This window comes from Halopseudomonas bauzanensis (assembly GCF_900114735.1).
Lineage (GTDB): Bacteria > Pseudomonadota > Gammaproteobacteria > Pseudomonadales > Pseudomonadaceae > Halopseudomonas > Halopseudomonas bauzanensis.
In genome coordinates this window covers 240,846-266,873 of sequence record NZ_FOUA01000004.1, presented here as the reverse complement: position 1 = coordinate 266,873, position 26,028 = coordinate 240,846, and the positions used below count along the sequence as shown (strand labels likewise).

General features: G+C 59.0%; 20 protein-coding genes. 12 read left to right on the top strand and 8 right to left on the bottom strand.

Features of this window, described 5'->3' with window-relative positions; all coding sequences use genetic code 11:
* Positions 1 to 48: 48 nt before the first annotated feature.
* From BM267_RS11145 to rssC, 3 genes are all read left to right on the top strand, one after another.
* Entirely contained in the window at positions 49 to 771 is a 723-nt protein-coding gene (locus BM267_RS11145) for an MlaA family lipoprotein (protein WP_143063067.1), read from the top strand.
* Positions 772 to 929: 158 nt separating this feature from the next.
* Positions 930 to 2,120 (top strand): SpoIIE family protein phosphatase, encoded by a 1,191-nt coding sequence (locus tag BM267_RS11140; RefSeq protein WP_036992499.1) that lies wholly within the window; start codon positions 930 to 932, stop codon positions 2,118 to 2,120.
* On the top strand, positions 2,120 to 2,605 hold the full coding sequence (gene rssC, locus BM267_RS11135) for an anti-sigma factor antagonist RssC (RefSeq protein ID WP_036992638.1): 486 nt from the start codon (positions 2,120 to 2,122) through the stop codon (positions 2,603 to 2,605). Before BM267_RS11140 ends, rssC begins: the two co-directional genes overlap by 1 nt.
* Here rssC and tal read toward each other — a convergent pair.
* Both tal and dusA read right to left on the bottom strand, forming a co-directional pair.
* Complete coding sequence (gene tal / locus BM267_RS11130; protein WP_074780068.1) at positions 2,594 to 3,544, bottom strand: transaldolase; 951 nt, start codon at positions 3,542 to 3,544, stop codon at positions 2,594 to 2,596. The genes rssC and tal overlap by 12 nt on opposite strands.
* Positions 3,545 to 3,597: 53 nt before the next feature.
* Positions 3,598 to 4,623, bottom strand: coding sequence for a tRNA dihydrouridine(20/20a) synthase DusA (gene dusA, locus BM267_RS11125; protein ID WP_074780065.1), 1,026 nt, complete (start codon positions 4,621 to 4,623; stop codon positions 3,598 to 3,600).
* Positions 4,624 to 4,825: 202 nt separating this feature from the next.
* Between dusA and BM267_RS11120 the strand changes: the two genes are divergently transcribed.
* Complete coding sequence (locus tag BM267_RS11120) at positions 4,826 to 6,145, top strand: DEAD/DEAH box helicase (protein WP_074780143.1); 1,320 nt, start codon at positions 4,826 to 4,828, stop codon at positions 6,143 to 6,145.
* A gap of 113 nt (positions 6,146 to 6,258) precedes the next feature.
* Here the strand turns inward: BM267_RS11120 and BM267_RS11115 are convergent, their stop codons facing one another.
* From BM267_RS11115 to pyrC, 5 genes are all read right to left on the bottom strand, one after another.
* Positions 6,259 to 6,687, bottom strand: a complete 429-nt coding sequence (locus BM267_RS11115) for a universal stress protein (protein ID WP_074780062.1) — start codon at positions 6,685 to 6,687, stop codon at positions 6,259 to 6,261.
* Positions 6,688 to 6,698: 11 nt separating this feature from the next.
* Positions 6,699 to 9,287, bottom strand: a complete 2,589-nt coding sequence (locus BM267_RS11110; RefSeq protein WP_074780059.1) for a TRAP transporter permease — start codon at positions 9,285 to 9,287, stop codon at positions 6,699 to 6,701.
* A gap of 64 nt (positions 9,288 to 9,351) precedes the next feature.
* On the bottom strand, positions 9,352 to 10,326 hold the full coding sequence (locus BM267_RS11105; RefSeq protein WP_074780056.1) for a TAXI family TRAP transporter solute-binding subunit: 975 nt from the start codon (positions 10,324 to 10,326) through the stop codon (positions 9,352 to 9,354).
* Positions 10,327 to 10,463: 137 nt separating this feature from the next.
* Complete coding sequence (gene rnt / locus BM267_RS11100) at positions 10,464 to 11,069, bottom strand: ribonuclease T (protein ID WP_407920278.1); 606 nt, start codon at positions 11,067 to 11,069, stop codon at positions 10,464 to 10,466.
* Between the two features lie 96 nt (positions 11,070 to 11,165).
* Complete coding sequence (gene pyrC / locus BM267_RS11095; protein WP_074780051.1) at positions 11,166 to 12,200, bottom strand: dihydroorotase; 1,035 nt, start codon at positions 12,198 to 12,200, stop codon at positions 11,166 to 11,168.
* A 236-nt stretch (positions 12,201 to 12,436) separates the two neighbouring features.
* Here pyrC and galU point away from each other — a divergent pair, with 236 nt between their 5' ends.
* The 7 genes from galU (at position 12,437) to BM267_RS11060 (ending at position 22,789) form a co-directional block, all read left to right on the top strand.
* On the top strand, positions 12,437 to 13,321 hold the full coding sequence (galU, locus tag BM267_RS11090; RefSeq protein WP_074780048.1) for a UTP--glucose-1-phosphate uridylyltransferase GalU: 885 nt from the start codon (positions 12,437 to 12,439) through the stop codon (positions 13,319 to 13,321).
* 3 nt (positions 13,322 to 13,324) lie between these two features.
* Positions 13,325 to 14,620, top strand: a complete 1,296-nt coding sequence (locus BM267_RS11085; protein ID WP_074780046.1) for a UDP-glucose dehydrogenase family protein — start codon at positions 13,325 to 13,327, stop codon at positions 14,618 to 14,620.
* Positions 14,621 to 14,646: 26 nt separating this feature from the next.
* Entirely contained in the window at positions 14,647 to 16,260 is a 1,614-nt protein-coding gene (pgi, locus tag BM267_RS11080; RefSeq protein ID WP_074780044.1) for a glucose-6-phosphate isomerase, read from the top strand.
* Positions 16,261 to 16,301: 41 nt separating this feature from the next.
* Positions 16,302 to 17,714: a phosphohexomutase domain-containing protein gene (locus BM267_RS11075; protein ID WP_074780041.1), complete on the top strand. Its 1,413-nt coding sequence runs from the start codon at positions 16,302 to 16,304 to the stop codon at positions 17,712 to 17,714.
* A complete protein-coding gene (gene galE, locus BM267_RS11070; protein ID WP_074780038.1) occupies positions 17,711 to 18,727 on the top strand; it encodes a UDP-glucose 4-epimerase GalE in 1,017 nt (338 codons plus the stop codon). Before BM267_RS11075 ends, galE begins: the two co-directional genes overlap by 4 nt.
* Positions 18,728 to 18,828: 101 nt before the next feature.
* A complete protein-coding gene (locus BM267_RS11065) occupies positions 18,829 to 20,829 on the top strand; it encodes a polysaccharide biosynthesis protein (protein WP_235818272.1) in 2,001 nt (666 codons plus the stop codon).
* A gap of 160 nt (positions 20,830 to 20,989) precedes the next feature.
* Positions 20,990 to 22,789, top strand: a complete 1,800-nt coding sequence (locus BM267_RS11060; RefSeq protein ID WP_074780035.1) for a DUF1302 domain-containing protein — start codon at positions 20,990 to 20,992, stop codon at positions 22,787 to 22,789.
* A 56-nt stretch (positions 22,790 to 22,845) separates the two neighbouring features.
* Here the strand turns inward: BM267_RS11060 and BM267_RS11055 are convergent, their stop codons facing one another.
* Positions 22,846 to 23,898, bottom strand: a complete 1,053-nt coding sequence (locus tag BM267_RS11055) for an AraC family transcriptional regulator (protein ID WP_083392497.1) — start codon at positions 23,896 to 23,898, stop codon at positions 22,846 to 22,848.
* 263 nt (positions 23,899 to 24,161) lie between these two features.
* On the opposite strand from BM267_RS11055, the gene BM267_RS11050 reads away from it, so the two are divergent.
* On the top strand, positions 24,162 to 26,021 hold the full coding sequence (locus BM267_RS11050; RefSeq protein WP_074780028.1) for a DUF1302 domain-containing protein: 1,860 nt from the start codon (positions 24,162 to 24,164) through the stop codon (positions 26,019 to 26,021).
* Positions 26,022 to 26,028: the final 7 nt, after the last annotated feature.

Below are 26,028 nucleotides of genomic sequence, written 5' to 3'. Positions count from 1 at the left end.
CTCGGTCACTTGCCATCCTGAATGGAGACTTTAGCAACAATGAACCTGATGAACTCCACTGCACACAGTCTGCTGGCCGGAGCACTCGCCCTGTCGCTGGTTATCCCGGCCTTGGCGAATGAGGGTGACGATGATGACTATGCGGCCGAGTATCGCAATCCCGACCCCTGGGAGCCGGTCAACCGTGTGGTTTTCCGTTTCAACGATACCCTCGATACCTACGCCCTCAGGCCTGTTGCCCAGGGCTACGATCGAGTCATGCCGATGGCACTGAATAATGGCATCACCAACGTCTTCAACAATCTGGGTGAGCCGAAGAACCTGGTCAATAACCTGCTCCAGGGCAAATTCCATGATGCCAGTGTGGACCTGTCGCGGTTTCTGATGAACACCACCGTCGGCTTGGTGGGCATGTTCGATGTGGCTACCCGCATGGGCCTGCAGCGCAACGACGAAGATTTCGGCCAGACCCTGGGCGCCTGGGGCGTCGATAGCGGGCCGTATGTCATGTTGCCCTTCTTTGGCCCGAGCACCGTGCGCGATGGTAGCGCCCTTGCCGTTGAAGGTTATGCCGGTTATAGCTACCGCGGCCAGATGGACCACGTACCCAGCCGCAACACCGCGCTGGGGGTGGATGTGGTCGATACCCGCGCCGGGTTGCTGTCCCAGGAACGGCTCATTCGCGGCGACAAATATAGCTTCGTGCGCAATGTCTGGTTACAGAATCGCGAGTTCAAGGTCATGGATGGGCAGGTGGAAGACGACTTCTGATCCTGCACCGTCCTGTCGATGGTTGCCTGCCGGAGCGGATGGGAGTAATGTCTGCCCCTTCGGGAGACATCCCTGGGCTTCAGACTCGAGTCTGACTTCGAATACACCCTGTGGCCGAGACGCTCAGCCTGGCTTCTCGGCAATGACGTAGGGAATCTATGCAGCTTCCTGGCACCACTTTGCTGGTTATTGATGATGACGATCAGGTTCGTCAAAGCATCTCGATTCATCTTGAACAGTGTGGCTTCGAGGTACTGCAGGCCAGTCGCGCCCACGAAGGACTGACACTCGTCGCGGGCCAGCGTCCTGAACTGGTACTCTGCGATCTGTACATGTCGGACATGAGCGGTTTCGAGCTGCTTGCCCAGATTGCCGACGCCAGGCCGGATACGCCGGTGGTGGTCATCTCCGATGACGGCGTCATGAGCGATGTGGTCGAGGCCTTGCGGCTGGGCGCCAGCGATTATCTGATCAAGCCCCAGGCGGACCTTGAATTGCTTGAGCACGCGGTACGCCGCTCGCTTGATCGGGCGCGGCTGCGCACCGAAAACCAGCGTATCCGTGAGCGTCTTGAGCTGGCCAACCGCGAACTGGAAAATCATCTGCGCGAACTGCGCGATGATCAGACCGCGGGGCGACAGGTACAGCTCAACATGTTGCCGGCTTCGCCCTGGGGAAGCGGTCAGTATCTATTTGAACACCGCATCATCCCCTCACTGTATCTGTCCGGCGATTTCGTCGACTACTTTCGTGTGTCGGAAACCCAACTGGCGTTTTATCTGGCGGATGTCTCCGGGCATGGCGCCTCGTCGGCGTTCGTCACCGTGCTGCTCAAGTTCATGACCACGCGGCTGCTCTATGAGCAGCGCAAGCTGCAGGAGCAGGGGCCGATCCGGTTCCAGCCATCGGATGTGCTTGGGCATATCAACCGCAGCCTGATCAGTTGTAACCTGGGTAAGCATGTCACCATGCTCGGCGGTGTCATCGACGAGGCGCAGCAGACGCTTACCTACAGTATTGGTGGGCATTTGCCGCTGCCGGTGCTGTGTGTCGATGGCAAGGCAGAGTATCTGCTGGGCAAGGGGCGACCGGTGGGGTTGTTTCCCGAAGCCGAATTTGAAAACCACCAGATTCCACTGCCGTCCCGGTTCTCCCTGACGCTGTGTTCGGATGGCGTGCTTGATTGTGTCGAAGGGACTACTCTGAAGGAAAAGGAAGACCGGCTACCTGGGCTGATCGGCCAGGCAGGAGGAGACATGCAGCGTTTCATGCATTTGCTCGGCCTCGACCAGACCAAGGTGATGCCGGACGATATCTCAGTATTGTTGTTGAGCAGGACCTCGGAATGATGACCACAGGCAGGATTCAGTTCGCTGAATCCGAGAGTACTTTTATCCTCAAATTCATTGGCGATGTGCGCCTGACACTCTGCGCTGCGCTGGATGCCTACATCGAGAAGATTTTCAGCAGCCTGAACTTCAGCTGCATCGTCATTGATCTGACCGAAACAGATAACATTGACAGCACTTCCCTGGGTTTGCTGGCCAAGCTGTCGATCCTGTCACGGGATAGGGTCGGCCTGTTGCCGACCCTGGTATCCACCCATGAGGACATGAACCGGCTGCTGCAGAGTATGGGGTTTGACCAGATATTCAATATCGTGACCGAATCCACGCCTACCGATACCGAACTGCAGGATCTGCCCGGTCAGGTTCTTTCGGAGGAGCAGGTGAAAAGCCGAGTGCTGGAGGCCCATCGTATCCTGATGAACCTCAACGAGCATAACCGGTCGGCTTTCACCGACCTGGTCAGCACGCTCGAATCAGGCCACTGACGCGGCCCGTTCAGCCAGCAACTTTTCCAGTTTGAGTTGATCCGCGGCGAAGGCGCGAATGCCTTCGGCGAGTTTCTCCGTGGCCATGGCGTCTTCATTGTGTGCCCAGCGGAAAGCCGGCTCGTTCAATTCCTCCCTTGGGTCATCCGAAGCGCCGGTCAGGAACGCGGAGGGCGACAGGTTGCCGGCCTCCTTGGCCAACTGCTGCAACAGGGCAGGGCTGATAGTCAGACGATCGCAGCCGCACAGCGCTTCGATCTGGCCGATATTACGGAAGCTCGCACCCATGACCACGGTGGCGTACAGGTGCTCCTTGTAATAGCGGAAGATGCGTGCCACTGATTGCACACCGGGATCATCCACACCCTGATAATCAACGCCGTCGCGCTGCTTGTACCAATCGTAGATGCGCCCGACGAAGGGCGAGATCAGAAACACACCCGCATCAGCACAAGCCTGGGCCTGGGCGAAAGAGAACAGCAGTGTCAGGTTGCACTGGATGCCTTCGCGTTCCAGCTCGGCAGCGGCCTGGATGCCCTCCCAGGTGGCGGCGATCTTGATCAGCACCCGATCACGGGTAACGCCGGCCTGCTCATATAGTTCGATCAGTTTGCGGGCCTTGTCGAGAGTGGCGGCGCGGTCGAAGGAAAGCCGTGCATCCACCTCGGTCGAGACTCTTCCTGGAATCAGCTTGATGATCTGGCTGCCGACGGCCACCGCGAAGTGATCGCAGGCATCGGTAATAAGGTCATAACTGCCAGCTGCCTGCAGCAAGGCTCGGTCCAGCAGGTGGCTGTAGTCCGGTTGTTGGGCGGCTTTGAGCAACAGTGAAGGATTGGTGGTGGCATCCACCGGTTGCAGAGTGCGGATCGCGTCGATGTCACCGGTGTCGGCGACAATCAACGTGTGCTGACGGAGATTGTCCAGTTTGCTTGTCATGATGGCCCAAGGTGATTGCGAAGAAAGTAGACTTCGACCTTACCTCAAGCCTGTTACAGGGGGCAATCCTGCGGTTGTGTGCGTTCAGCCATCTGCGTGACCAGCTGGTCATAGAGCGCCAGGGGCTGGTCGGTGCGATGAATTTCGGTACTCAATTGCCGGCGGAAATGCCGCGCGCCCGGCAGCCCCTGAAACAGGCCGAGAATATGGCGGGTGACGTGATGCATTATGCCGCCCTGGGCCAGGTGTGCAGCGATGTAGGGACGCAGCGCTTCCAGCACCTCGATGCGACTGCGTACTGGCGCCTCGTCAGCATAGAAACGCTGGTCCACCTCTGCCAGCAGATAGGGATTGTGGTATGCCTCACGGCCGACCATCACGCCATCGAGCCCATGAAGATGCTCCTGCATCACATCCAGGTCGGTCAGGCCACCGTTGAGGATAATTTCCATCTGCGGAAAATCCGCTTTCAGCTGATGCACCACCTCATAGCGTAACGGCGGGATATCCCGGTTCTCCTTGGGCGACAGCCCCTCCAGGATGGCGATACGGGCGTGCACGATGAAGGTATCGCAGCCGGCCTCATGGACCTGGCCCACAAAATCCACCAGCTGCTCATAGCTGTCCCGGCCATTGATGCCGATGCGGTGCTTGACGGTGACCGGGATGCTGCAGGCATCCCGTATTGCCTTCACAGCATCGGCCACCAACTGCGGGTGGCCCATCAGGCAGGCGCCGATCAGATTGTTCTGCACCCGGTCGCTGGGGCAGCCGACATTGAGGTTCACCTCGGCATAACCGGCGTCCTCGGCCAGTCGGGCGCACTGCGCCAATTCCTGGGCATTGCTGCCGCCCAACTGCAGCGCCAACGGCTGTTCCTCCGGGCTGTAACCCAGAAACCGCGCACGATCCCCATGCAATACCGCGCCGGTGGTGACCATCTCGGTGTACAGCAGTGCATGCTGGCTGATCAGGCGCGCGAAATAGCGGTAATGGCGGTCAGACCAATCCATCATGGGCGCCACGGAAAAGCGGCGGGATGGGCCGGGGCGTGAGAGAGAGGGCGACGGTTGCTGCATTGAAGAGATTATCCTGGCGCTGAGGCGATAAATAGGGGCGCTAGTGTATCAGGAACGCCGCATCTTGGACGATGGAGGCGACCGGCGCGGGCGACCGGCGTCAGGCGTCTGGTATGGCGAAGCTACCGGTGTTTTCTGCAAGCAGTGATACACTAGCGGCATGTCGGATTATCAGTACCCCCGTTTCCAGAAAGGTAAACTTGTGTTCACAGAACTCTCCCTGCATGAACGCCTGCTCAAGGCACTCTCGGCCCTGTCCTTCGAAAAGCCCACGCCGGTTCAGGCGGCGGCGATTCCCCATGCGATTGCTGGTGAGGATCTGTATATCATCGCTCAGACCGGCAGTGGCAAGACGGCGGCCTACGTGCTGCCGACTCTGCAGCGTCTGCTGGACGATGACAGCAAGCCGCTGGCGCCACGGGCGCTGATCCTGTCGCCGACCCGCGAGCTGGCGCAGCAGATTCACAAGGACATCCAGGACCTGGCGCGCTTTACCTTTCTCAAATCCGAGTTGGTCATCGGTGGTGAGGATTTCAAGGTCCAGGCTGCCAAGCTGCGCAAGAATCCGGACATCGTCATTGCCACGCCGGGTCGCTGCCTGGAGCAACTGGGTGCCGGCGGATTGGATCTGTCCACCATTCAGACGCTGATCATCGATGAAGCTGATCGCATGCTGGATATGGGCTTTGCCGAAGATGTGCTGACTATCGCCCAGGCCTGCCCCGAGCAACGCCAGACCATGCTGTTCTCCGCTACCACCGGCAACGCGGGCCTGAAGCGTATTATCGAGCAGGTACTGCGCGAGCCGCGCTGGCTGGAGTTGGACAGCGTGCGCGACGATACCCCAGCCATTCGTCAGCAAGTGATCGCGGTGGATGACAATGCGCACCGCGAGGCATTGGTCAAATGGCTACTGCTCAATGAATGTCAGGGCAAGGCGATTGTCTTCACCAATACGCGGGTGATGGCTGATCGCTTGAATGGCGTGCTGCGGGCGGTGGAAGGGCTGCGGGTGTATGTGCTGCATGGCGAAAAGGATCAGAAGGACCGCAAGCTGGCCATTGAGCGCTTCAAGCAGGGTGGCAGCGGTGTGCTGGTCGCTACGGATGTAGCCGCCCGTGGCCTGGACATCAGCGAGCTGGACCTGGTGATCAACTTCGACATGCCGCGCAGTGGTGATGACTATCTCCATCGGGTGGGCCGCACCGGTCGGGCCGGTGGGGAAGGGGTTGCCGTATCCCTGGTGGCTCCCCATGAGTGGAGCCTGATGTCGAGCATCGAGCGCTACCTGCGTCGACAGTTCGAGCGGCGGGTGATCAAGGAGCTGGCTGGCAGTTTCAAGGGGCCGAAAAAGCTCAAGGCGTCCGGCAAGCCAGTGGGCGCCAAGAAGAAAAAAGATGACAAGAAGAAGATCAAGCGGCCGAAAACGCCGAAGCCGGCAGCCCGGCGCAAACCGGCGGTGCCCAAGGGCGAAGTGGTAACCAGTTCCGACGGGCTGGCACCACCGAAGCGGCGTACCTGACGGTAGCTTGGCTGGCCTCGCGGCCAGCATCGCCTCGGGGCGGGGCTCCTACAGAGCAGAGGAGGCCCCTCTGCCACCCGACGCCTGGGTTTCACGTCATGTTGGCAGCGGCCTCAGCGCACCACCAACACCGATACCTTCGACTGTTGCAGCACCCGCATGGCATTGGTGCCGATCAGATAGTCCTCGATGCGCTTGCGCTTATGCGTGGACATGACGATCAGGTCGGCATTGATCTTCTTCGCCACCCGCAGAATGCCTTCATAGGCTTTGCCATCGACCACGATCAGCTTGGCTTTCAGCTCGGCTGGTACTTGCTTGGCGGCAAAGGCCTGCAGCGCTTCCTTCATTTTCTTCTTCGCCGTTGCGGTGAAATCCTCGGGGAAGAATCCATCGACCATCGGCATCCTGACACTGGGAATGATGCTCACGAGATGCAATGAGGCGCCATAGGTCTGGCACAGCTGAATCGCCGTAGGCAGCGACTTGGCCCAGGAGGCCTTGTGGTCGATGTCTACCGGTACCAATATCACCTTGTACATGCTTGGGCTCCTTACGCCGTGGTTGCCGGCGTCGCGGGGCGACGACGCCACTGCAGCCAGGCTACCAGTGCGAATATCAGCAGTGCGGGAATCCACATCCATTCCTTGCGGTAGCGGTCAACCGGTGCCATTACCTCGAGTATCTCCTGATCGAAATCGAAGCCGAGCTGTGACGCCAGGCTGCCAAAGCTCACCATGTCCACCAGGGTGCGGTCGCCTTCCTGCATCAGTGTCAGACCGAGGTTTTCCAGTTTTTCCTCGCCGGTCAGGCCATTGGGAATCGGGACGAGCAAATAGAAGGTGGTCGGGTTGCCGATATCATCAACACCGCTGATCTGCATGCGCAGATTGCTGTCCTCGTCCATCCGATCCAGGGCCTGGGTGATCTCCGCCGGTGGAATGGAGCGGTAGGGGTCATGCAACAGATCCATCCAGAATCCGGGGCGGAACAGGGTGAAGGCTACCAGCAGAAGCAGCAGGCTTTCGTAGCGGCGGCTACGGGTGATCATCCAGCCCTGAGTGGCGGCGGCAAAGATCAGCATGGCAATGGTGGCAATCACAAATATCACCACGCCATATACGAAGCTCACGTCGATCAGCAGCAGGTCGGTATTGAAGATGAACAGGAAGGGCAGAGCCGCGGTGCGCAGGCTGTAGTAGAACGCCTGGAAGCCGGTACGGATGGGGTCACCCCTGGAAATCGCTGCAGCGGCAAAGGAGGCCAGGCCGACGGGCGGCGTGACATCCGCCATGATGCCGAAGTAGAACACGAACAGGTGCACCGCGATCAGCGGTACGATGAGGCCGTTCTGCTGCCCCAGCGTAACGATCACCGGGGCCAGAAGCGCCGATACCACGATGTAGTTCGCCGTGGTGGGTAGGCCCATGCCGAGGATCAGGCTGAGCACCGCCGTCAGCATCAGCATCAGCATCAGGTTGCCCATGGACAGGACTTCCACCAGGTCTGCCAGCACCAGCCCGACGCCGGTTTGGGATACGGCGCCAACAATAATGCCTGCGGTTGCGGTGGCGATACCAATGCCGATCATGTTGCGCGCGCCGGCGACCAGACCTTCCCAGAGGTCAGAAAAGCCCTGGCGGACCTTCGTGGCGACATCCTGCTCCTTGCGAAACAGGGCGATGAGCGGGTGTTGGGTGATGATAATGGCGATCATGAACACCGTGGCCCAGAATGCAGACAGACCGGGCGAGAGCCGCTCGACCATCAGGCACCACACCAGCACGATCACCGGCAGAATGTAATGCAAGCCGGTCATCAGCGTGGGTCTGGTCTGCGGCATGGACACCACGGGGGAGTTCGGATCATCCAGCTCCAGATCCGGATAACGGGCGCCGATTCGCACCAAGGCAAGGTAGGTGGCCGCGAGACCGGCCGCGATGACCCAGGCGGCGTAATCGCCCAACAAGGGTTTCAGCCACCCAAGCCCGTAATAGACGGCTACCGACAATCCCATGATCAATAGCAGGCCGGTGAGAAACCCCAGCACCTTGCGTAGCATGGGGCGGTCAGGGTTACTGCTCTGTAATCCCTGCATGCCCGCTTTCAGGGCGGCCAGATGCACGATGTAGAACAAGGCGATATAGGAAATCATCGCCGGCAGGAAGGCATGCTTGATGACTTCCGTATAGGAGATGCCGACGTACTCAACCATCAGGAAGGCCGCCGCACCCATTACCGGCGGCATGATCTGACCGTTGACCGACGCGGATACTTCTACTGCACCGGACTGTTCTGCGGTATAGCCGACGCGTTTCATCATCGGAATGGTGAAGGTGCCGGTGGTCACGGTGTTGGCAATGGACGAGCCGGAAATCAGGCCAGTCATGCCCGAGGCGGCCACGGCAGCCTTGGCCGGACCGCCGCGGTAATGGCCCAGCAGGGAGAACGCCAGCTTGATGAAGTAGTTGCCGGCGCCGGCCTTGTCTAGCAGAGAGCCGAACAGCACGAATAGAAAGACGAAACTGGTGGATACGCCCAGGGCGATACCGAACACCCCCTGGGTGCTCAACCATTGATGGTTGGCCAGGGATGTCAGGCTGACGCCGCGGTGGGCCAGCATGCCGGGCATCCAGGGGCCGGCCAGAGAGTAGACGATGAAGACCAGGGCCACAATCATCAGGGGAGGGCCCAGGGCGCGGCGCGTGGCCTCCAACAACAGCAGCAGGCCGACAATGGCGACGGCTACGTCCAGGGTGGTGGGGTTGCCGGGGCGTCCCGCCAGTGCGGCATAAAACAGGTAGATATAGGCGGCGCAGAAGGCGCCGGCCAACGCCATGATCCAATCCGACAGGGGCACTCGGTCTCGTGGCGAGCGGCGCAGTGCGGGGAAGGCCATGAAGCCGAGAAACACCGCCAGGGCCAGGTGAATAGAGCGGGCTTCGGTACTGTTGAATACGCCAAACCCGACCATGTAAGGGAGCGGTGAGGCGATCCAGAGTTGAAAGAGGGACCAGAAAGCGGCAACTGAGAGTAACAGCTTGCCCGTCAGGCCGTGAGGTTTGCGCGCACCGGTGTCGCTTGTGGCGACGAGGTCATCCAGTTCGGTAAGGAGGTCTTCGCGCTTGGCAGAGTCGGTCATTGACTATTCCCTGTGGGTGTTTCAGATAAGATCGGGCCTGCCTCGGGCAGGCCCGACCCAGGGCTTACATCCAGCCGCGTTCCTTGTAATAGCGCACGGCGCCATCATGCAGCGGAATGGACAGGCCTTCCTTGATCATTTCCTGTTCATCGAGATTGGCAAAAGCGGGGTGCAGGCGTTTGAACCGATCAAAGTTATCGAATACGGCCTTTACGGTCTGGTATACGGTCTCTTCCGGAACATTGGTCGAAGCGACCATGGTGGCACGTACGCCGAAGGTTTCTACATCGTTGTCGTTGCCGCGGTACATGCCGCCGGGAATGACTGCCTTGGCATAGTAGGGTTGCGCGGCGATGATGCCGTCGATTTCCTCGCCGTTGACCGCGACGATGACCGAGTCCACGGTAGTGGTGGCTTCCTGAATTGAACCGTTGGGGTGGCCAGCCACATAGACCATGGCGTCGATGTTGTTGTCACCCAGCGCAGCCGCCTGTTCCGCAGCGGACAGCTGGGAGGCCAGGGCGAAATCATTAAGCGTCCAGCCCAGCGCGTCCATGACCACGTCCATGGTGTCACGCTGACCGGAGCCGGGGTTGCCGACGTTGAAGCGCTTGCCCTTGAGGTCTTTGACATGCTCGATGTTTGCGTCTCGGCGAGCGACGATGGTCAGGGGCTCCCCGTGCAGGGCGAAGACTGCGCGCATTTCCTTGAACTCACCGGTATCGGCAAAGTTCTCGATCCCTTCATAGGCCTTGTACTGGATGTCGGACTGCACTACGCCCATGTCCATCTCACCGCCGCGAATGGCGTTGACGTTGGCGACCGAACCGCCACTGGAGGGTGCGTTGCAGCGGATACCATGCTCGTTGGTGTTACGGTTGACCAGACGGCACATGGACTGTCCGACCACATAGTAGACGCCAGTCTGGCCACCAGTACCGATGGTGATGAAATTCTGCTGGGCGACCGCGGGTGTGGCCGCCACTGCGGCGTAGCCCAGTGCTGCAGAAAAAATATACGGGAGTGCTTTGAATTTCATGGGAATAGTTCCTTCTTCTTGGTCTCACCGGTATGCCAGAGGCACGCCGGTATCACGTGGTTGGCAGAGCAACTGTTAATACCGCTGTAAAGTGTAGCCGACCAGATCGAAATTATCTGGCCGGCCTGCGCGGCGCTTCAGACCGGTGGCCAGCCACCCATGTCGCGCCAGCGATTGACGATGGTGCAGAACAGTTCAGCGGTCTTCTCGGTATCGTACCGAGCCGAATGGGCTTCGCGACCGTCGAACTCGATATCGGCCGCAGCGCAGGCCTTGGCCAGTACGGTCTGACCATAGGCAAGGCCGCCAAGGGTGGCGGTATCGAAGCAGGAGAAGGGATGAAAGGGGTTGCGCTTGATGTCGGTGCGCTCGACAGCCGCATTGAGGAAGCCGAGGTCGAAGAAGGCATTATGGCCAACCAGTACCGCCCGTTTGCAACCAGCGGATTTCACGGCCTTGCGCACATGCTTGAAGATTTCCGTCAGGGCATGGCTTTCGCTTACGGCCATACGCAGCGGATGGTCCAGCTTGATGCCGGTGAATTCCAGCGCCGCCGGCTCGACATTAGCGCCCTCGAAGGGCTCGATCCGGAAAAAATGCGTCTGGTCAGGATACACCTGCCCATCGTCATCCATCAGGATTGGCGTAGCGGCAATTTCCAGCAGGGCGTCGGTCGCTGAATTGAAGCCGCCGGTCTCCACATCCACGACCACCGGCAGAAAGCCACGAAAGCGGTAGGCCATCGGTGGTTTGGGGCCACCGGAATGGGCCGGGCCCTCCAGCGCATCGTTATCGTCGTAGTCAAACTCGCTCACACAGCGTCCTTAATTCAAAAGGGATCAGACGACCCGCCAATGGATGGTTTCACCGGCCCGCAATGGCACCAGCTCCTGCTCACCCAATTGCAGTGTCGCGGGTACGGTCCAGGGCTCGCGCACCAGGGTGATACGGTCGGTATTGCGCGGCAGGCCATAGAAGTCCGGACCATGCAGACTGGCGAACCCTTCCAGCCGATCCAGCGCACCCAGCTCTTCGAACGCATCGGCATAAAGTTCGATTGCCGCATGGGCACTGTAGCAGCCCGCACAGCCGCAGGCGGCTTCCTTGGCATGGCGCGCATGGGGGGCTGAGTCGGTACCGAGAAAAAACTTGTTGGAGCCCGACAGCACTGCATCGCCCAGCGCCTGCTGATGGCGCTGACGCTTGAGAATCGGCAGGCAGAAGAAGTGCGGCCGGATACCGCCCACCAGCATATGGTTGCGGTTGTACAGCAGGTGATGGGCGGTGATGGTGGCGCCAACGCGACCGGAGGCGCTGCGCACGAAATCCACGGCATCGGCGGTGGTGATGTGTTCGAACACTACCTTCAGTGTTGGGAAGCGTTCGGTCAGCGCGACCAGCTGTTGGTCGATGAAAGCCTTTTCCCGGTCGAAGATATCCACCTCGGCATGGGTCACCTCACCGTGCACCAGCAACGGCATGCCCAGCTCGGCCATGACTTCCAGGGCTGGGTAGATTTTCTCCAGCGCTGTTACACCGGAGTCCGAATTGGTCGTGGCGCCGGCGGGATACAACTTGGCGGCGATGGCCTGACGTTGTTGCCAGGCCTGGCGAATGATCTCGGGTGTGGTCTGGTCAGTCAGGTAGAGCACCATCAACGGCTCGAAGGCGTTACCCTGCGGGCGCGCGCCCAGAATGCGCGCCTTGTAAGCGTCCGCCTGCTGGCCATCGCGCACCGGTGGCACGAGGTTCGGCATGATGATGGCGCGGGCGAAATGGCGTGCTGCATCGGCAACGGTATGCTGCAGCGCAGCGCCGTCACGCAGGTGAATATGCCAGTCGTCGGGCCGGATCAAGGTAAGGCGATCGGTCATGGGTGAATTCCAGGCGGTTACGATGGCGTCATGCTACCGGAAACGCCACTGCTTTACACGTCGCACGCGCCGGTTGCCGGGTGAGCGGCAGCGGCGTCCAGGGCCGCTCTGGCCACTTTTCCATAACGGTTCAGTTATAGGTGGGAAAAGGAGCGGTGGCACAGATATCATCTGAACTCTCTGTACGCTGCGCTTTCTTAAATGGAGCATTTTTTGGATATTCAGGAGTTACCGTGATGGTTACCAAGGCAGTTCTACCGGTTGCGGGGCTGGGCACACGCTTTTTGCCGGCCAGCAAGGCGATTCCCAAGGAAATGGTCACGGTGGTGGACAAGCCGGTGATCCAGTATGTGGTGGAAGAGGCCCTGGCCGCGGGAATCAATGAAATCGTGTTGGTGACGCATTCCAGCAAGAAGGCCATCGAGGATCACTTCGATGTGAACTACGAACTGGAGGCGGAGCTGGAACGCCGGGGCAAGCAAGAACTGCTGCAGGTATTACGCGATATCGCACCACCGCAATTGAAGGTGACGGCGGTACGCCAGGGGCGGGCCCTCGGATTGGGGCATGCGGTGTACTGCGCGCGCCCGGTCGTCGGTGACGCTCCTTTTGCGGTGATGCTGCCGGATGTGCTGGTGGAACAGGCCGGCCATGGCAGCGATCTGGGGTTGATGACCCAGCGTTTTGCCGACACCGGCCGGGCGCAGATCATGGTCGAGCCGGTGCCGGTTGAGCTTGTTCATCAGTACGGGGTTGTCGACCTGAACGGCGCTGATCTGCAGCCAGCCGGACATGCCAGCATGACCCGCGTGGTGGAGAAGCCGCCGCGCGAGCAGGCACCTTCGAATTTGGCGATCGTCGGGCGTTATGTGTTGCCTGCCGGCATTTTTGATCTGCTGGCCAACACGGCGCCGGGCGCAGGTGGTGAGATTCAGTTGACCGATGCGATTGCCGAGCTGATGAAGAGCGAAGGCGTGGAGGCCTGGCATATAGCGGGGCGCTCCTATGACTGCGGCAGCAAGCTGGGCTACCTGGAGGCGACACTGGCCTATGGTGTGCAGGACCCGCAACTGGGCGCGGATTTTCGCGCGCTGTTGGCACGTTATCAGGCTGAGGGCTGATAAATGAACCTTGAAGTGTATGGCGATACGCTGTGCGCCCTGGTGAGCGCGGCGGCGATGGCGTCGACGGGGCATCAGGTGACCCTGCATGTTTCACCCGGTTCGGTCGCAAACACCCTGGACAGTGATGAGTTCACTCTGCGTGAACCTGGTCTGGCGCCTTTGATGGTGGAACAGAAGCGGACCGGTCGGCTGACTGTGGCCCCCCTTAATGTGTTGCCTGATGCGCGTTGTACCGTTTTGTGGCTGGCGTTATCGCCGGACGCGCTGGGGCTTGCGCACCGTCTGGTTGAAGGCCTGCCGGCGGATATCGATCCGGAATTTCTGGTGGTCAACCAGTCGACTTTTCCGGTGGGGAGCACCGAAGCCTTGCAGCGCGCGCTGCTGAACCGCCCGGGTGCAGATTCGCGATTCGGTGCGGTAGTCAGCGTGCCGGACCTGTTGACCGAGGGGGGGGCGCTGACCGGATTCACTCGGCCCAATCACTGGCTGGTGGGCGCCGACACGCCCTGGGCCAGCCGGCTGGTGGCCGAGCTGCTGCGCCCCTTCAACCGCCGACGTGACGGCATCATGCATATGCGCCCGCGCGAGGCCGAATTTACCAAGCTGGCGATCAACGGCATGTTGGCGACGCGCCTGAGCTATATGAATGATATGGCCAATCTGGCAGACAGTCTGGACGTTGATATCGAACGTGTACGCCAGGGCATGGGAGCGGATACGCGTATTGGTGAAGCCTACCTGTACCCCGGTTGCGGGTTCGGCGGCCTGAGCTTCTCCCGCGATGTGATGAGCCTGGCCAGCACATTGCAACACAGCGGTCTGCAGGCGCAGCTGCTGGAAGAGGTACTGCAAATCAACGAGCGGCAGAAGGAGTCGCTGTTTCGCAAGCTCTGGCGCCATTATGACACGCAGCTGGAAGGACGCCGGGTGGCTATCTGGGGCGTGGCATTCAAACCCGAATCGGCGCGCATTGACAATGCGCCGGCGCTGAAACTGATCGAAGCGTTGTGGGCCCAGGGAGTGCAGGTGCATGTACATGATCCGCGAGCATTGCCGGCGCTGGCTGAATGGGCTGGTGAGCGGGATGACCTGGTGTTGCATGATGATCCCTATGCGGCAGCGGCAGCAACCGATGCGCTGATGTTGGTGACCGAGTGGAAGTCCTACTGGAGCCCCGACTTCACGCGGCTGCATGCCGAGATGGCGACGCCGCTGCTATTGGATGGGCGTAACATCTGGGATCCGGGCTTCGTGAAGCGCAGCGGGTTTATGTACTACGGCATCGGGCGGCGTTGAATGGCTACGGCAGTGGGAGACAGCATATGATCTGGCGCGTTCTGGCGGACCACGCCGACACCATGAAGGAACAACATCTGGCGCAGCTGTTCGCGAGCGATCCCCAGCGCTTCAAGCAGCTGCATTGTGAATGCGGGCCGTTGCTATTCGACTATTCCAAACAGCGGTTGACGGGGCAGACATTGTCCGATCTGTTCGAGCTCGCACGACAGGCCAAATTGGATGACTGGATCGGGCGTTTGTTCGCTGGCGACCCGGTCAACTGCACTGAACAACGCCCGGCCATGCATTGGGCATTGCGACTACCGGCCGAGACCAAATGCATGGTTGGGGGCCAGAACATCACTGCTCAGGTACATGAGCAATTGCACCGTATGGACCGCATCGTCAACAAGCTCCACGCCGGACAGTGGCGGGGCGTGACCGGCGAGGTGGTGACGGACGTGGTCAATATCGGTGTTGGCGGCTCGGACCTGGGCCCCTTGATGGTTAGTGAGGCGCTGTGCGACAGCGCGATGCCTACCTCGTCGCGGCTGACGGTACACTTTGCCTCGACCATGGATGGCAGCCAATTGTCGCAACTGCTGCGAACCCTGAATCCGCATTCCACCCTGTTCATCATTTCTTCCAAGTCATTCACCACCATCGATACGCTGAGCAATGCGGAAACCGCCCGGCAGTGGTTGCAGCGGACGTTGGGCAGCAATAGCGGGGTGTTGCACTGCCATTTCCTGGGTGTCTCGTCAGCTGTGGCGAAGATGACCGAGTGGGGCATCAGCGAAGAGAACCAATTGCAGATATGGGAGTGGGTTGGCGGCCGGTACTCGCTGTGGTCAGCGATCGGCCTGCCGATCGCGCTGACGGTAGGCATGGATGGCTTTCGCAATATGCTCGCCGGTGCGCATTTGATCGATGAGCATTTCCGTACCGCGTCCTGGGAACGCAACCTGCCGGTACTGATGGCGATGATCGGGGTGTGGAATACCAATGTGCTGGGCATCAATGCCCAGGCGATATTGCCCTATGACGGGCGATTGAAACACCTGCCGATGTATCTTGAACAGCTGGAAATGGAGTCCAATGGCAAGAGCGTGACGCGCAATGGCACGCCGGTGGAGCAGAGCACCTGCCCGATCATCTGGGGCGATGTAGGCCCCAACGCCCAGCATGCGTTCTACCAATTGCTGCACCAGGGCACCGAAGCGGTGACCTGTGACTTCATCATGCCGGCTCGGCGTTACCGCGAAGCACAGGGGCAACCGGTGGAGGAGCTCGCCGCTCAACATGAACTGGCGTTGGCCAACTGCCTCGCCCAGTCCCGTCTGCTGGCTCTGGGCGACGCCGCGCTCCCGGACCCCGATAGCATGCCCAGCTACAAGCGCTACCGTGGGAACCAGCCGAGTTCCACACTGCTGCTGGATGAGCTTACTCCCCACAGTCTTGGCGCACTGATCGCACTGTACGAACACAAGGTGTTCGTACAATCGGTGATCTGGAATATCAACCCCTTCGATCAATGGGGAGTGGAGATGGGCAAGCGGCTGGCGGTGGATACGCTGGCGCAAATTCGAGGGGAGCGAGAAGACCTGGAGGGAGTGGATTCATCGACGGCAGGGTTGCTGCGGCGGATATTGGGTTAGCGGTTCGGACGATTTTCTGATTTTCAAGCAAAGGAACCAACATGTCTGAGATCACCTGTTTCAAGGCCTATGACATCCGCGGCCAGTTGGGCTCGCAACTGGATGAGAGCATTGCTTACCGCATCGCCCGAGCGTTCGCGCAATGGCTCAAGCCCAAACAAGTCGTTCTGGGTGGCGATGTGCGAGAAACCTCATCGGTATTGAAGGCGGCGCTGGCCAACGGACTGCGTGACGAAGGCGTGGATGTGCTGGATCTGGGTATGGTCGGCACTGAGGAAGTGTATTTCGCCACGTTCCACCTGGGGGTAGATGGGGGGATCGAGGTGACAGCCTCGCATAACCCCATCGATTACAACGGTTTCAAGCTGGTACGCGAAGGCTCGCGACCGATCTCGGCGGATACCGGTCTGGCGGATATCCGCGCTCTTGCCGAGGCCAATGAATACGATCTGGTCGATGGCCGCGATCCCACTGTCGCCGATGTGGACCGTGGCGGTTACGAGCAGATCGATATTCGCGCCGATTACATCGAGCATCTGCTCGGCTATATCGACCCGGCGGCATTCACGCCGCTGCGTCTTGTGGTCAATGCCGGCAATGGCTCGGCCGGCCCGGTGGTGGACGCGCTGGAGGAGGCCTTTGCCGAACTGCACATGCCGGTGGAAATGGTAAAGATATGTCATGAGCCCGACGCCAGCTTCCCCAACGGTATCCCGAACCCGTTACTGACCGAGAACCGTGGCGTGACCCGCGATGCGGTGCTCGAATACCGGGCCGATATGGGAATTGCCTGGGATGGCGATTTCGATCGCTGTTTCCTGTTCGATGAGCAGGGTCGCTTTATCGAGGGTTATTACATTGTCGGGTTGCTGGCCGAGGCCTTTCTGCAGAAGGAGCCGGGGGCACGCATCATTCATGATCCGCGACTGGTATGGAATACCGTGGAGCAGGTCGAACAGAATGGCGGAACGGCGGTGCAAACCAAGGCCGGGCATGCCTTCATCAAGGAGCGCATGCGCGCCGAGGATGCGGCCTACGGCGGCGAGATGAGTGCGCATCACTATTTCCGTGACTTCGCCTATTGCGACAGTGGCATGATTCCCTGGCTGCTGGTGGCGGAACTGGTTTGTCGCAAGGGCAAGCCGCTTTCTGAGCTGGTAGGTGAACGCATTGCAGCCTATCCGTCTTCTGGAGAAATCAATCTGACAATCAGTGATGCCCCGGCGATGCTCAAGGCGATGGAGGCACGGTACGCGCCCGGTGCGCTGGATATCGATTACACTGACGGCCTGAGTGTCTGTTTCGCGGACTGGCGCTTCAATCTGCGGGCCTCGAATACGGAGCCGGTTATTCGCCTGAACGTGGAAAGCCGCGGTGATGAAACCCTGATGCAACGCGAAACGGACAGGTTGCTGGAAGCCATACGCGCAATTGATCAAGGAAACAATGCATGAGCAAGTCCATTTTGGTGACAGGCGGTGCAGGCTATATCGGCTCGCACACTTGCATCAGATTGCTGGAGTCGGGATACCGGGTCGTGGTGCTGGACAATTTCAGCAACAGCTGCCGTGAAGCGGTGCGGCGGGTCGAGGATATCGTCGGCCACGCGGTGACTCTGGTTGAAGGTGACATCAACGACGCAGCATTGCTTGATCAATTGTTTCAAGACCACGCCATCGATGCGGTAATCCACTTTGCCGGCCTGAAGGCGGTGGGCGAATCGGTGGCGCAGCCGCTACGCTACTACCACAACAACGTCAGCGGCACTGTGGTGCTGTGCCAGGCCATGCAGCGTGCCGGGGTGAAGAACATGGTGTTCAGCTCCTCTGCCACTGTCTATGGCGATCCGGCTACCCTGCCGATCCGTGAGGACTTTCCAACCAGTGCGACCAACCCCTATGGTCGCTCCAAACTCATGATCGAAGAAATGCTGCGTGACCTGCATGTGTCAGATGACAGCTGGAATGTTGCATTGCTGCGCTATTTCAATCCCGTAGGCGCTCACATCAGTGGCCGTATCGGCGAGGACCCGGCGGACATCCCCAACAACCTGATGCCCTATATCGCCCAGGTGGCGGTCGGTAGGCGCGAGCGGTTGAGTGTCTACGGTAGTGACTATCCGACCCACGATGGCACCGGGGTTCGCGATTACATCCACGTCATGGATCTGGCCGAGGGGCATGTCAAGGCGCTGCAGTGGCTGGAGCGCGGACGGGGCATCCAGGCTTTCAACCTTGGTACGGGCATGGGTTATTCGGTATTGGATATGTTGCATGCGTTCGAGCGTGCCTGCGGTCGCGAACTGCCTTATGCCCTGACTGATCGTCGTCCTGGGGATGTCGCCAGCTGTTACGCTGATCCCATGCTGGCCGAGCGGGAACTTGGCTGGCGCGCGGGCCTGGATCTCGAAGCGATGTGCGTCGATGCCTGGCGTTGGCAGTCAGCCAACCCAAATGGCTACCGTTAATTGATCGGAACATTCTGTTACATTAGCTGTCGCATCTGTGGCAGGTTGCGCCGTGCGGCCGCGCCCGGCGTACTGCTTCCCAAAAACAGAGGCCTTCTCCTGTGTTGAAAGAACGACTGATTGAACTCAACCATAACCAGAAACGCTCCATTCAGATCGTGGCTGATGTGCTTCTGTTGTCACTGGCCCTCTGGCTGGCGCTATTTCTGCGGCTGGGTGATGAGGGTTGGCTCTGGCCGGAGAATGGCCAAGGATTGCTATTCGTGCTCGCGCCGCTGCTGGCCTTGCCGCTCTATGTGCGCATGGGCATGTATCGCGCCGTCATGCGGCATTTCGGTAACGTTGCGCTTTATTGCATCGCCAAGGCGGTCACCCTGGGCTTCCTGGCGTTTGCTTTCACCCTGCTGGTGGCCAAGGACCTGGGCTGGGACGTGCTGTTCCCCCGTTCGGTGTATTTCTCCTATTGGGCACTGAGCCTGATCTTCATCGGTGGGTTGCGTCTGCTGGCTCGGGAATACTTCATGGGGGATTGGCTGACCGCTGGTCTGCCAAGCATCCGCTCCCGCGATGGCGAGATAGCTGGGCAGCCGGTGGCTATTTATGGCGCAGGTGCTGCGGGTACTCAGTTGCTGGCTTCGCTGAAGGTGGGGCGGATGTACAAGGCGGTGGCTTTCGTGGATGACGATCCCAAGCTGGTCGGCCGGACTATTGCTGGCCTGCCGGTGTATTCCGGAGAAGAGGTAGGCAGCATGATCACCGCAACCGGCGCGGCGGAAATGCTGCTGGCTCTGCCGTCGGCGACCCGGTCGCGGCGCCAGGAGATTCTGGCCAAGCTGCAGGGCCATGGTCTGCATGTGCGTACCATACCGGGGATCATGGACCTGGCCTGCGGCAAGGTGAAAGTGGATGACCTGCAGGAGGTAGACATCGCCGATCTGCTGGGGCGCGATCCAGTGCCGCCGGACCCATCGCTGTTCCAGCGTTGCATCAAGGGTCAGGCGGTGATGGTCACTGGCGCGGGTGGCTCGATCGGTAGTGAACTGTGCCGCCAGATTGTCCAGTCGGAGCCAACCACGCTGGTGTTGTTCGAGCACAGCGAATATGCGCTGTATGCGATCCATGGCGAGCTGGAGGGTTGGATTCGCAGCCGCAAGCTGGACATCCAGCTGGTGCCGATCATGGGGTCGATCCGCAACTTCAGTCGGTTGCGGGATGTGATCGGTGCCTGGAAGATCAATACTATCTACCACGCCGCAGCCTACAAGCATGTGCCGATGGTGGAGCACAATATTGCCGAAGGCATCATGAACAACGTGTTCGGCACTCTGAATACCGCGCAGGCGGCGATCAAGTGCCGGGTGGAAAACTTCGTCCTTATCTCCACTGACAAGGCTGTGCGCCCGACCAACGTGATGGGCTCCACCAAGCGTCTGGCGGAGCTGGTATTGCAGGCGCTGAGTGCCGAGCAGGCACCGCGCCTGTGGGGCGAGGAGGCGCAGGTCAGTCAGGTGAACCGTACACGTTTCACCATGGTTCGGTTCGGTAACGTGCTGGGCTCGTCCGGCTCGGTGATTCCACGCTTTCGCGAGCAGATCCGCCGTGGCGGCCCGGTGACCGTGACCCACCCGGATATCACCCGTTACTTCATGACCATTCCCGAAGCCGCGCAGTTGGTAATCCAGGCGGGTGCCATGGGGCAGGGTGGTGATGTGTTCGTGCTGGATATGGGCGAGCCGGTGACCATTGTCGATCTGGCGCGCAAGATGATCATGCTGTCGGGCCTGACAGTGCGCGATGAGATCAATCCTTCGGGCGATATCGCGGTGACCTTCAGCGGACTGCGGCCGGGTGAGAAGCTGTATGAGGAACTGCTGATCGGCGACAACCCGGAGGCGACCGCACACAGCAAGATCCACCGGGCCAATGAGATCTACATACCGTGGAACCAGTTGCTGCCGATTCTCGATACCCTGCGCCAGGCGGTACGGGATGACAATTACAACCTGGTGCGCGAAACACTGCTATCCACAGTACAGGGCTATGCACCGAGTAACGGTATTGTTGATCTGCTGTATGAACAACATTTGAAACTGGGTAGCTGAAGGGCTATCAGCGGCGTGTTCTTAAAAACCGGAGCTTCATGCTCCGGTTTTTGGTTTCTGCGATCCATAGACAAAAAATAAAATGAATGTTCATTCATGTGGTGCTAGTCTCTAATTGACTCCTGTTGGAGCCTGTGGATCAACACAAGGGATTAGAACAATGACAAAAATAGACAATCCACGGCCGCTGGCGCTCCTGCCTCTGGCAATCGGCCTTGCTTTCACACCATTGGCCCAGGCCGCGTCTTTTACCTGGGGGAATCTGGATGGGCAATTCGACAGCGAGTTGTCCATCGGTGCCAGTTGGGCTACTGCCAACCCTGATGCGGATTTCATTGATCCGTACAACGGCGGCAGAGCGGCGGCCAAAACCACCGACGATGGACGCTTGAACTTCGACAAGGGCGATGCCTTCTCGAAGATCTTCAAGGGTTCCCACGATCTGGAATTGCGTTACGGCGATTCGGGTGCCTTCTTCCGCGGCAAATACTGGTACGACTTCGAGACCAAGGACGGCGGCCAGCGCTTCTACGATATTAGTGACCGTGGTCGCGATCCGCTGCAGAAGGGCTCTGGCATCGCGCTGATGGACGCCTTTGTGTACCACAACTATTTCATCGGCAATAATCCCGGAAACATCCGGCTCGGTCGTCAGGTTGTGAGCTGGGGAGAGAGCCTGTTTATTGGCAACTCACTCAATACCATCAACCCGATCGACGTGTCCGCCTTCCGCCGGCCGGGTGCGGAAGTCAAGGAGGGGTTGATTCCGGTCGAGATGCTTTACCTTTCCCAGGGTTTGACGCAGAACCTGACGATGGAGCTCTTCTATCAGTTGAAATGGGCGCCGAGCGTGGTGGACAACTGCGGCACCTTTTTCTCCACCAGCGATACCCTGGCCAAGGGCTGTAACGACCGGCTTGGCGTTGGGGTGGACAATCCGCAGGGTAGTATGCCGTCGATCCTGTATCCGCCAACCAACCTGACCACGGACTACAACGTTCGCTATGACAAGGACCGCGAGGCGAGCGACAGTGGTCAGTATGGTATTGCCCTGCGCTGGTTCGTACCTGAGCTGCATGATACCGAGTTTGGGCTATACGCCATGAATTACCACAGCCGGGTGCCGGCGTTCTCAGTGGTCAGGGGACACGACACTGTGATACCGGGAGTGCCGGGGATCAACGGTGTCAGCGGGCCGGCGGGCTACTTGCTGGAGTATCCGGAAGATATCCAGCTGTATGGGCTGAGCTTTCAGACCAGCGTCGCTGGCTCGACGGTAGCCGGGGAAATCAGCTACCGGCCCAATTACAATCTGCAGATCAATACCTCCGACCTGAGCTTGACCGCCATCCCCGCCGGGGTGCTTGGTTATCTCTACCCTACGCCGGTATATAACGGTGAGGTAGTGACATTGCAGCCGTTGGATGAAATCAATGGATACCGTCGCAAGGAGCTGTGGCAGGCGCAGGTATCGGTCGTGCATCTGATCGACCGGGTACTAGGCGCCAATCGCCTGAGTCTGGCAGGCGAAGTGGGCTTCAACTACATCGGCGGGCTGGAGAGCGGGCCGGGCAGTACTCGCTATGGCCGTGACCCGTTGTTCGGGCAGGGCCCGGCCATCGATGGCATATGCTACGGCCAGCGTCCGGAAAATGCCCGCTGGTGTGAGAATGAAGGCTATGTGACGCGCTCTTCTTGGGGCTATCGTGTGCGGGCAGGACTGGATTACAGCAACGTGATCGCCGGTATCAACCTGAGCCCGAACATCGCATGGTCCCACGACGTGAACGGTTATGGGCCCAACTTCATTGAAGACGCCAAGTCGGTGAGCATCGGCCTGAATGCCGATTACGCGAACCGCTATCAGGCAAGCATCAGCTATACCAACTTCTTTGATGGTAAATATAACGTAATGACAGACCGGGATTTTGCTGCGTTGAGTTTCGGTGTGAGTTTCTGAAGCATTGGATGATCGCAGCAGCGATCTGGCTTGAGGGCCCTGTGGGGCCCTCTTTTTTACACAAGTACCGAGCTTTCGGATTTGCCAAGGCCCTGCTCGCGGAAGGCGGTTGGACTCATGCCGGTCCAGCGGCGGAAGGCACGGGTGAAACTGCTGGGATCGAGAAAGCCGAGTTCGAAGGCGATGCGCCCGAGATTGAGGCGGTGTTCCTGGATCAACTTGATAGCCAGCTCCATGCGCACCTCATCCAGCAGCTTCTCATAAGTTGTGCAGGACTCACTGAGCTTGCGGCGCAGATGTCGCGGGCTGACGTTGAAGGGCGTGGCCACCAGATCTTCGGATACCTCCCGTTCAGACAGCAGGACCCGGATGCGCTGTTTTACCTGCTCGGCGAAATCCACATTGGGCAGGTCTTCGACCATGTCCGCCAGAGACGCATCCAGGCGTTTCAGCAGAAAAGCATCGCGGCTCGGCAGTGGTACCTGCAGAGCGCGACGGTTGAGGCGCACAGCGATTCGCTTGCATCCCAGGCGGACTCGGGTGCCGAGGATGTGTTCACATTCGTCGCGTCGCTTATCCATCTCATCGCCCAAACGCACCTCCATGATCAGCGGCAGGTTCCCGGTGTCCAATTCTCTCCAGGTTGCCACGCAGCGCGACACCAGCGCCTCTAACTGCAACGGGTGCGCAGCTCCCTTGGGTTCAAAATACACAGTCAGATGATACTCATCTTCCACCGAATACAGCTGCACCTGCGTGCTGAACACTTGAATAAAACGCACCAGGCGCTGCACAGCCGCGCTGGCCGTCTCACTGGAGCGACTGGCAAGGGCCAGCAATTGGGAGGTGGGACTGGAGAACGCTTGCCCCATACGCAGGGCGAAGCAATCATCTCGGCTGAGGGTGGCGGCGGCGTGCCATAGCCGGTTCATGTCGGTCTGGCTGATATGAGCCAGGCTCATGTCATCTGGTGCGTTGTATTGACGGAGATCCTCCGGCAGCTCACGTGCCTGTCTGCCGTAGGGGACTAATGCCTGGACAATACCTTTCGCCCACAATGCTCGTTCCTGCAGTCGTGCACAGGGAAGGGGAGGATGGATCTGGTTCATGCCCGATTCTCTTTGTTGTTTTTATTTTGTAACGATTTCTATCGTTGAGACATAACATAGAGCAATACCATCGATTGTGCAAAAAAAAACAACAGACCATTCCGTTCTGTAAATTGATCACATTCATGCGCTGAATGTCCCGTTGGGCCAAGGTATTGGTCCGAATCAGACAAATCCGCCCAGCGGGCCGTGACAGACTTGATACCGACCCTCGGGCCCTGCGAAGGCCTGTTGGTATGGATCCAATCTAACGGAGCAGCACAATGACAAAAACAAAGCATGCTTGGGCGTTGGCCGCATTGCCCCTGGCAATCGGGCTCGCAAGTGTTACAGGCTCGGCAAATGCAGTCACTTTCAATATCGGTGAGGTGGAAGCGCAGTTTGACTCACAGCTTTCCATCGGGGCCAGCATGTCGATGTCCGATCCGGACAAGCGCTTCATCCATACGCTTACCGAAATTAATGGCGTAAACCAGGGTGGTGAGGCTGCAGCACGGACATCGGACGACGGACGTCTGAATTATGAGAAGGGGGACGTGTTTTCCAAGATTTTCAAAGGCTCCCACGATCTGGAACTGCGCTACGGTAACTCCGGCGCCTTCATCCGGGGCAACTACTGGTACGATTTCGAAACCAAAGACGGCAGCCAGGACTTCTATGATATCGATGACTCAGGTCGTCATCCCCTGCAAAAGGGTGCCGGTATTCAATTGCTGGATGCGTTCGTCTATCACAACTACGCCATTGGCAATAACCCCGGCAACGTTCGCCTCGGTCGCCAGGTAGTCAGCTGGGGTGAGGGCGTCTTCATCCAGAACGGTATCAACTCCATCAACCCAATCGATGCATCCGCCTTCCGCCGCCCGGGGGCGGAGCTGAAGGAAGGCCTGCTGCCGGTTGAGATGTTGTATCTGTCACAAGGTTTGACTGAAAACCTGACGATGGAGGCGTTTTATCAGCTGAAGTGGCATGGGACCATTGCTGATAACTGCGGTACGTTCTTCTCCAGTTCGGATGTGGTAGGGCGTGGTTGTAACGACCGTCTGATTTGGGTCGGGCAGGATCTACCACAGGGAGATCCAACTTTGGAAAACGGGTTCCAGCACCCGCTCCTTGGAACGTATTCCTCCTATATCGTCAGAGCAAGAAAGGATAAAGAAGCGAGCGATAGTGGCCAGTTCGGTGTCGCATTCCGCTGGTTCGTTCCTGAGCTGAATAATACCGAGTTCGGCTTTTATGCAATGAACTACCATAGCCGTAACCCGTTGTATTCAAACATTAAAGGCGACCCGGGCCCTGGTGCTGTTACTGGTATTGATGGTGCTCAAGGGCTTGCAGGCTACTTCTTTGAACACCCGGAAGATATCCGGCTTTATGGTGTGAGTTTTGGGACCGACATCGGTGGGGTCTCGGTAGCGGGTGAGCTGAGTTACCGGCCGAACATGCCTATCCAGATCAACAGTGGTGACATGAGCCGTGCTGCGCTGTCTGACTTTGTCGCGCCGGGTGATAACACCCACCGAGGCGGCCCTTGGGCAGCAGGTGATTACATTCAAGGGTACGAGCGCAAGGATTTCTGGCAAGCTTCCATGAGCGCGGTGCACTTTATTGATCGCATCTTTGGGGCCAGCCGCCTAGCGTTAATCGGTGAGGTCGGTGCCAACCATATTGGCGGTATTGGAGGCAACGGCCCGCGATTTGGCCGCGATTCGTTGTTTGGTCAAAGCCCATGGCAGGATACTGACGGAGGTGGGGTGACAGCTGGGCAATGTTCCTCCAACCCCTCGCCCCCTGCAGCTGACACTTCTCCAAGAGCAGGTAGCTGGTGTGAAAACGATGGCTTCTTCACTGACTTCTCTTGGGGCTATCGTCTGCGCGCGTCTCTGGATTACAGCAACGTAATCGCCGGTATCAACTTAACTCCGAACATCGCCTGGTCACATGACGTTGAGGGTTACAGCCCCAACTTCACCGAAAACGCCAAGTCGATCAGCGTTGGGGTGAATGCCGACTACGCCAACAAGTACAACGCCAGTCTCAGCTACACCAACTTCTTTGATGGCAAGTACAACACCTTGGTTGATCGCGATTTTGCCGCTGTCAGCTTCGGCGTAAGTTTCTAAGCAGGCT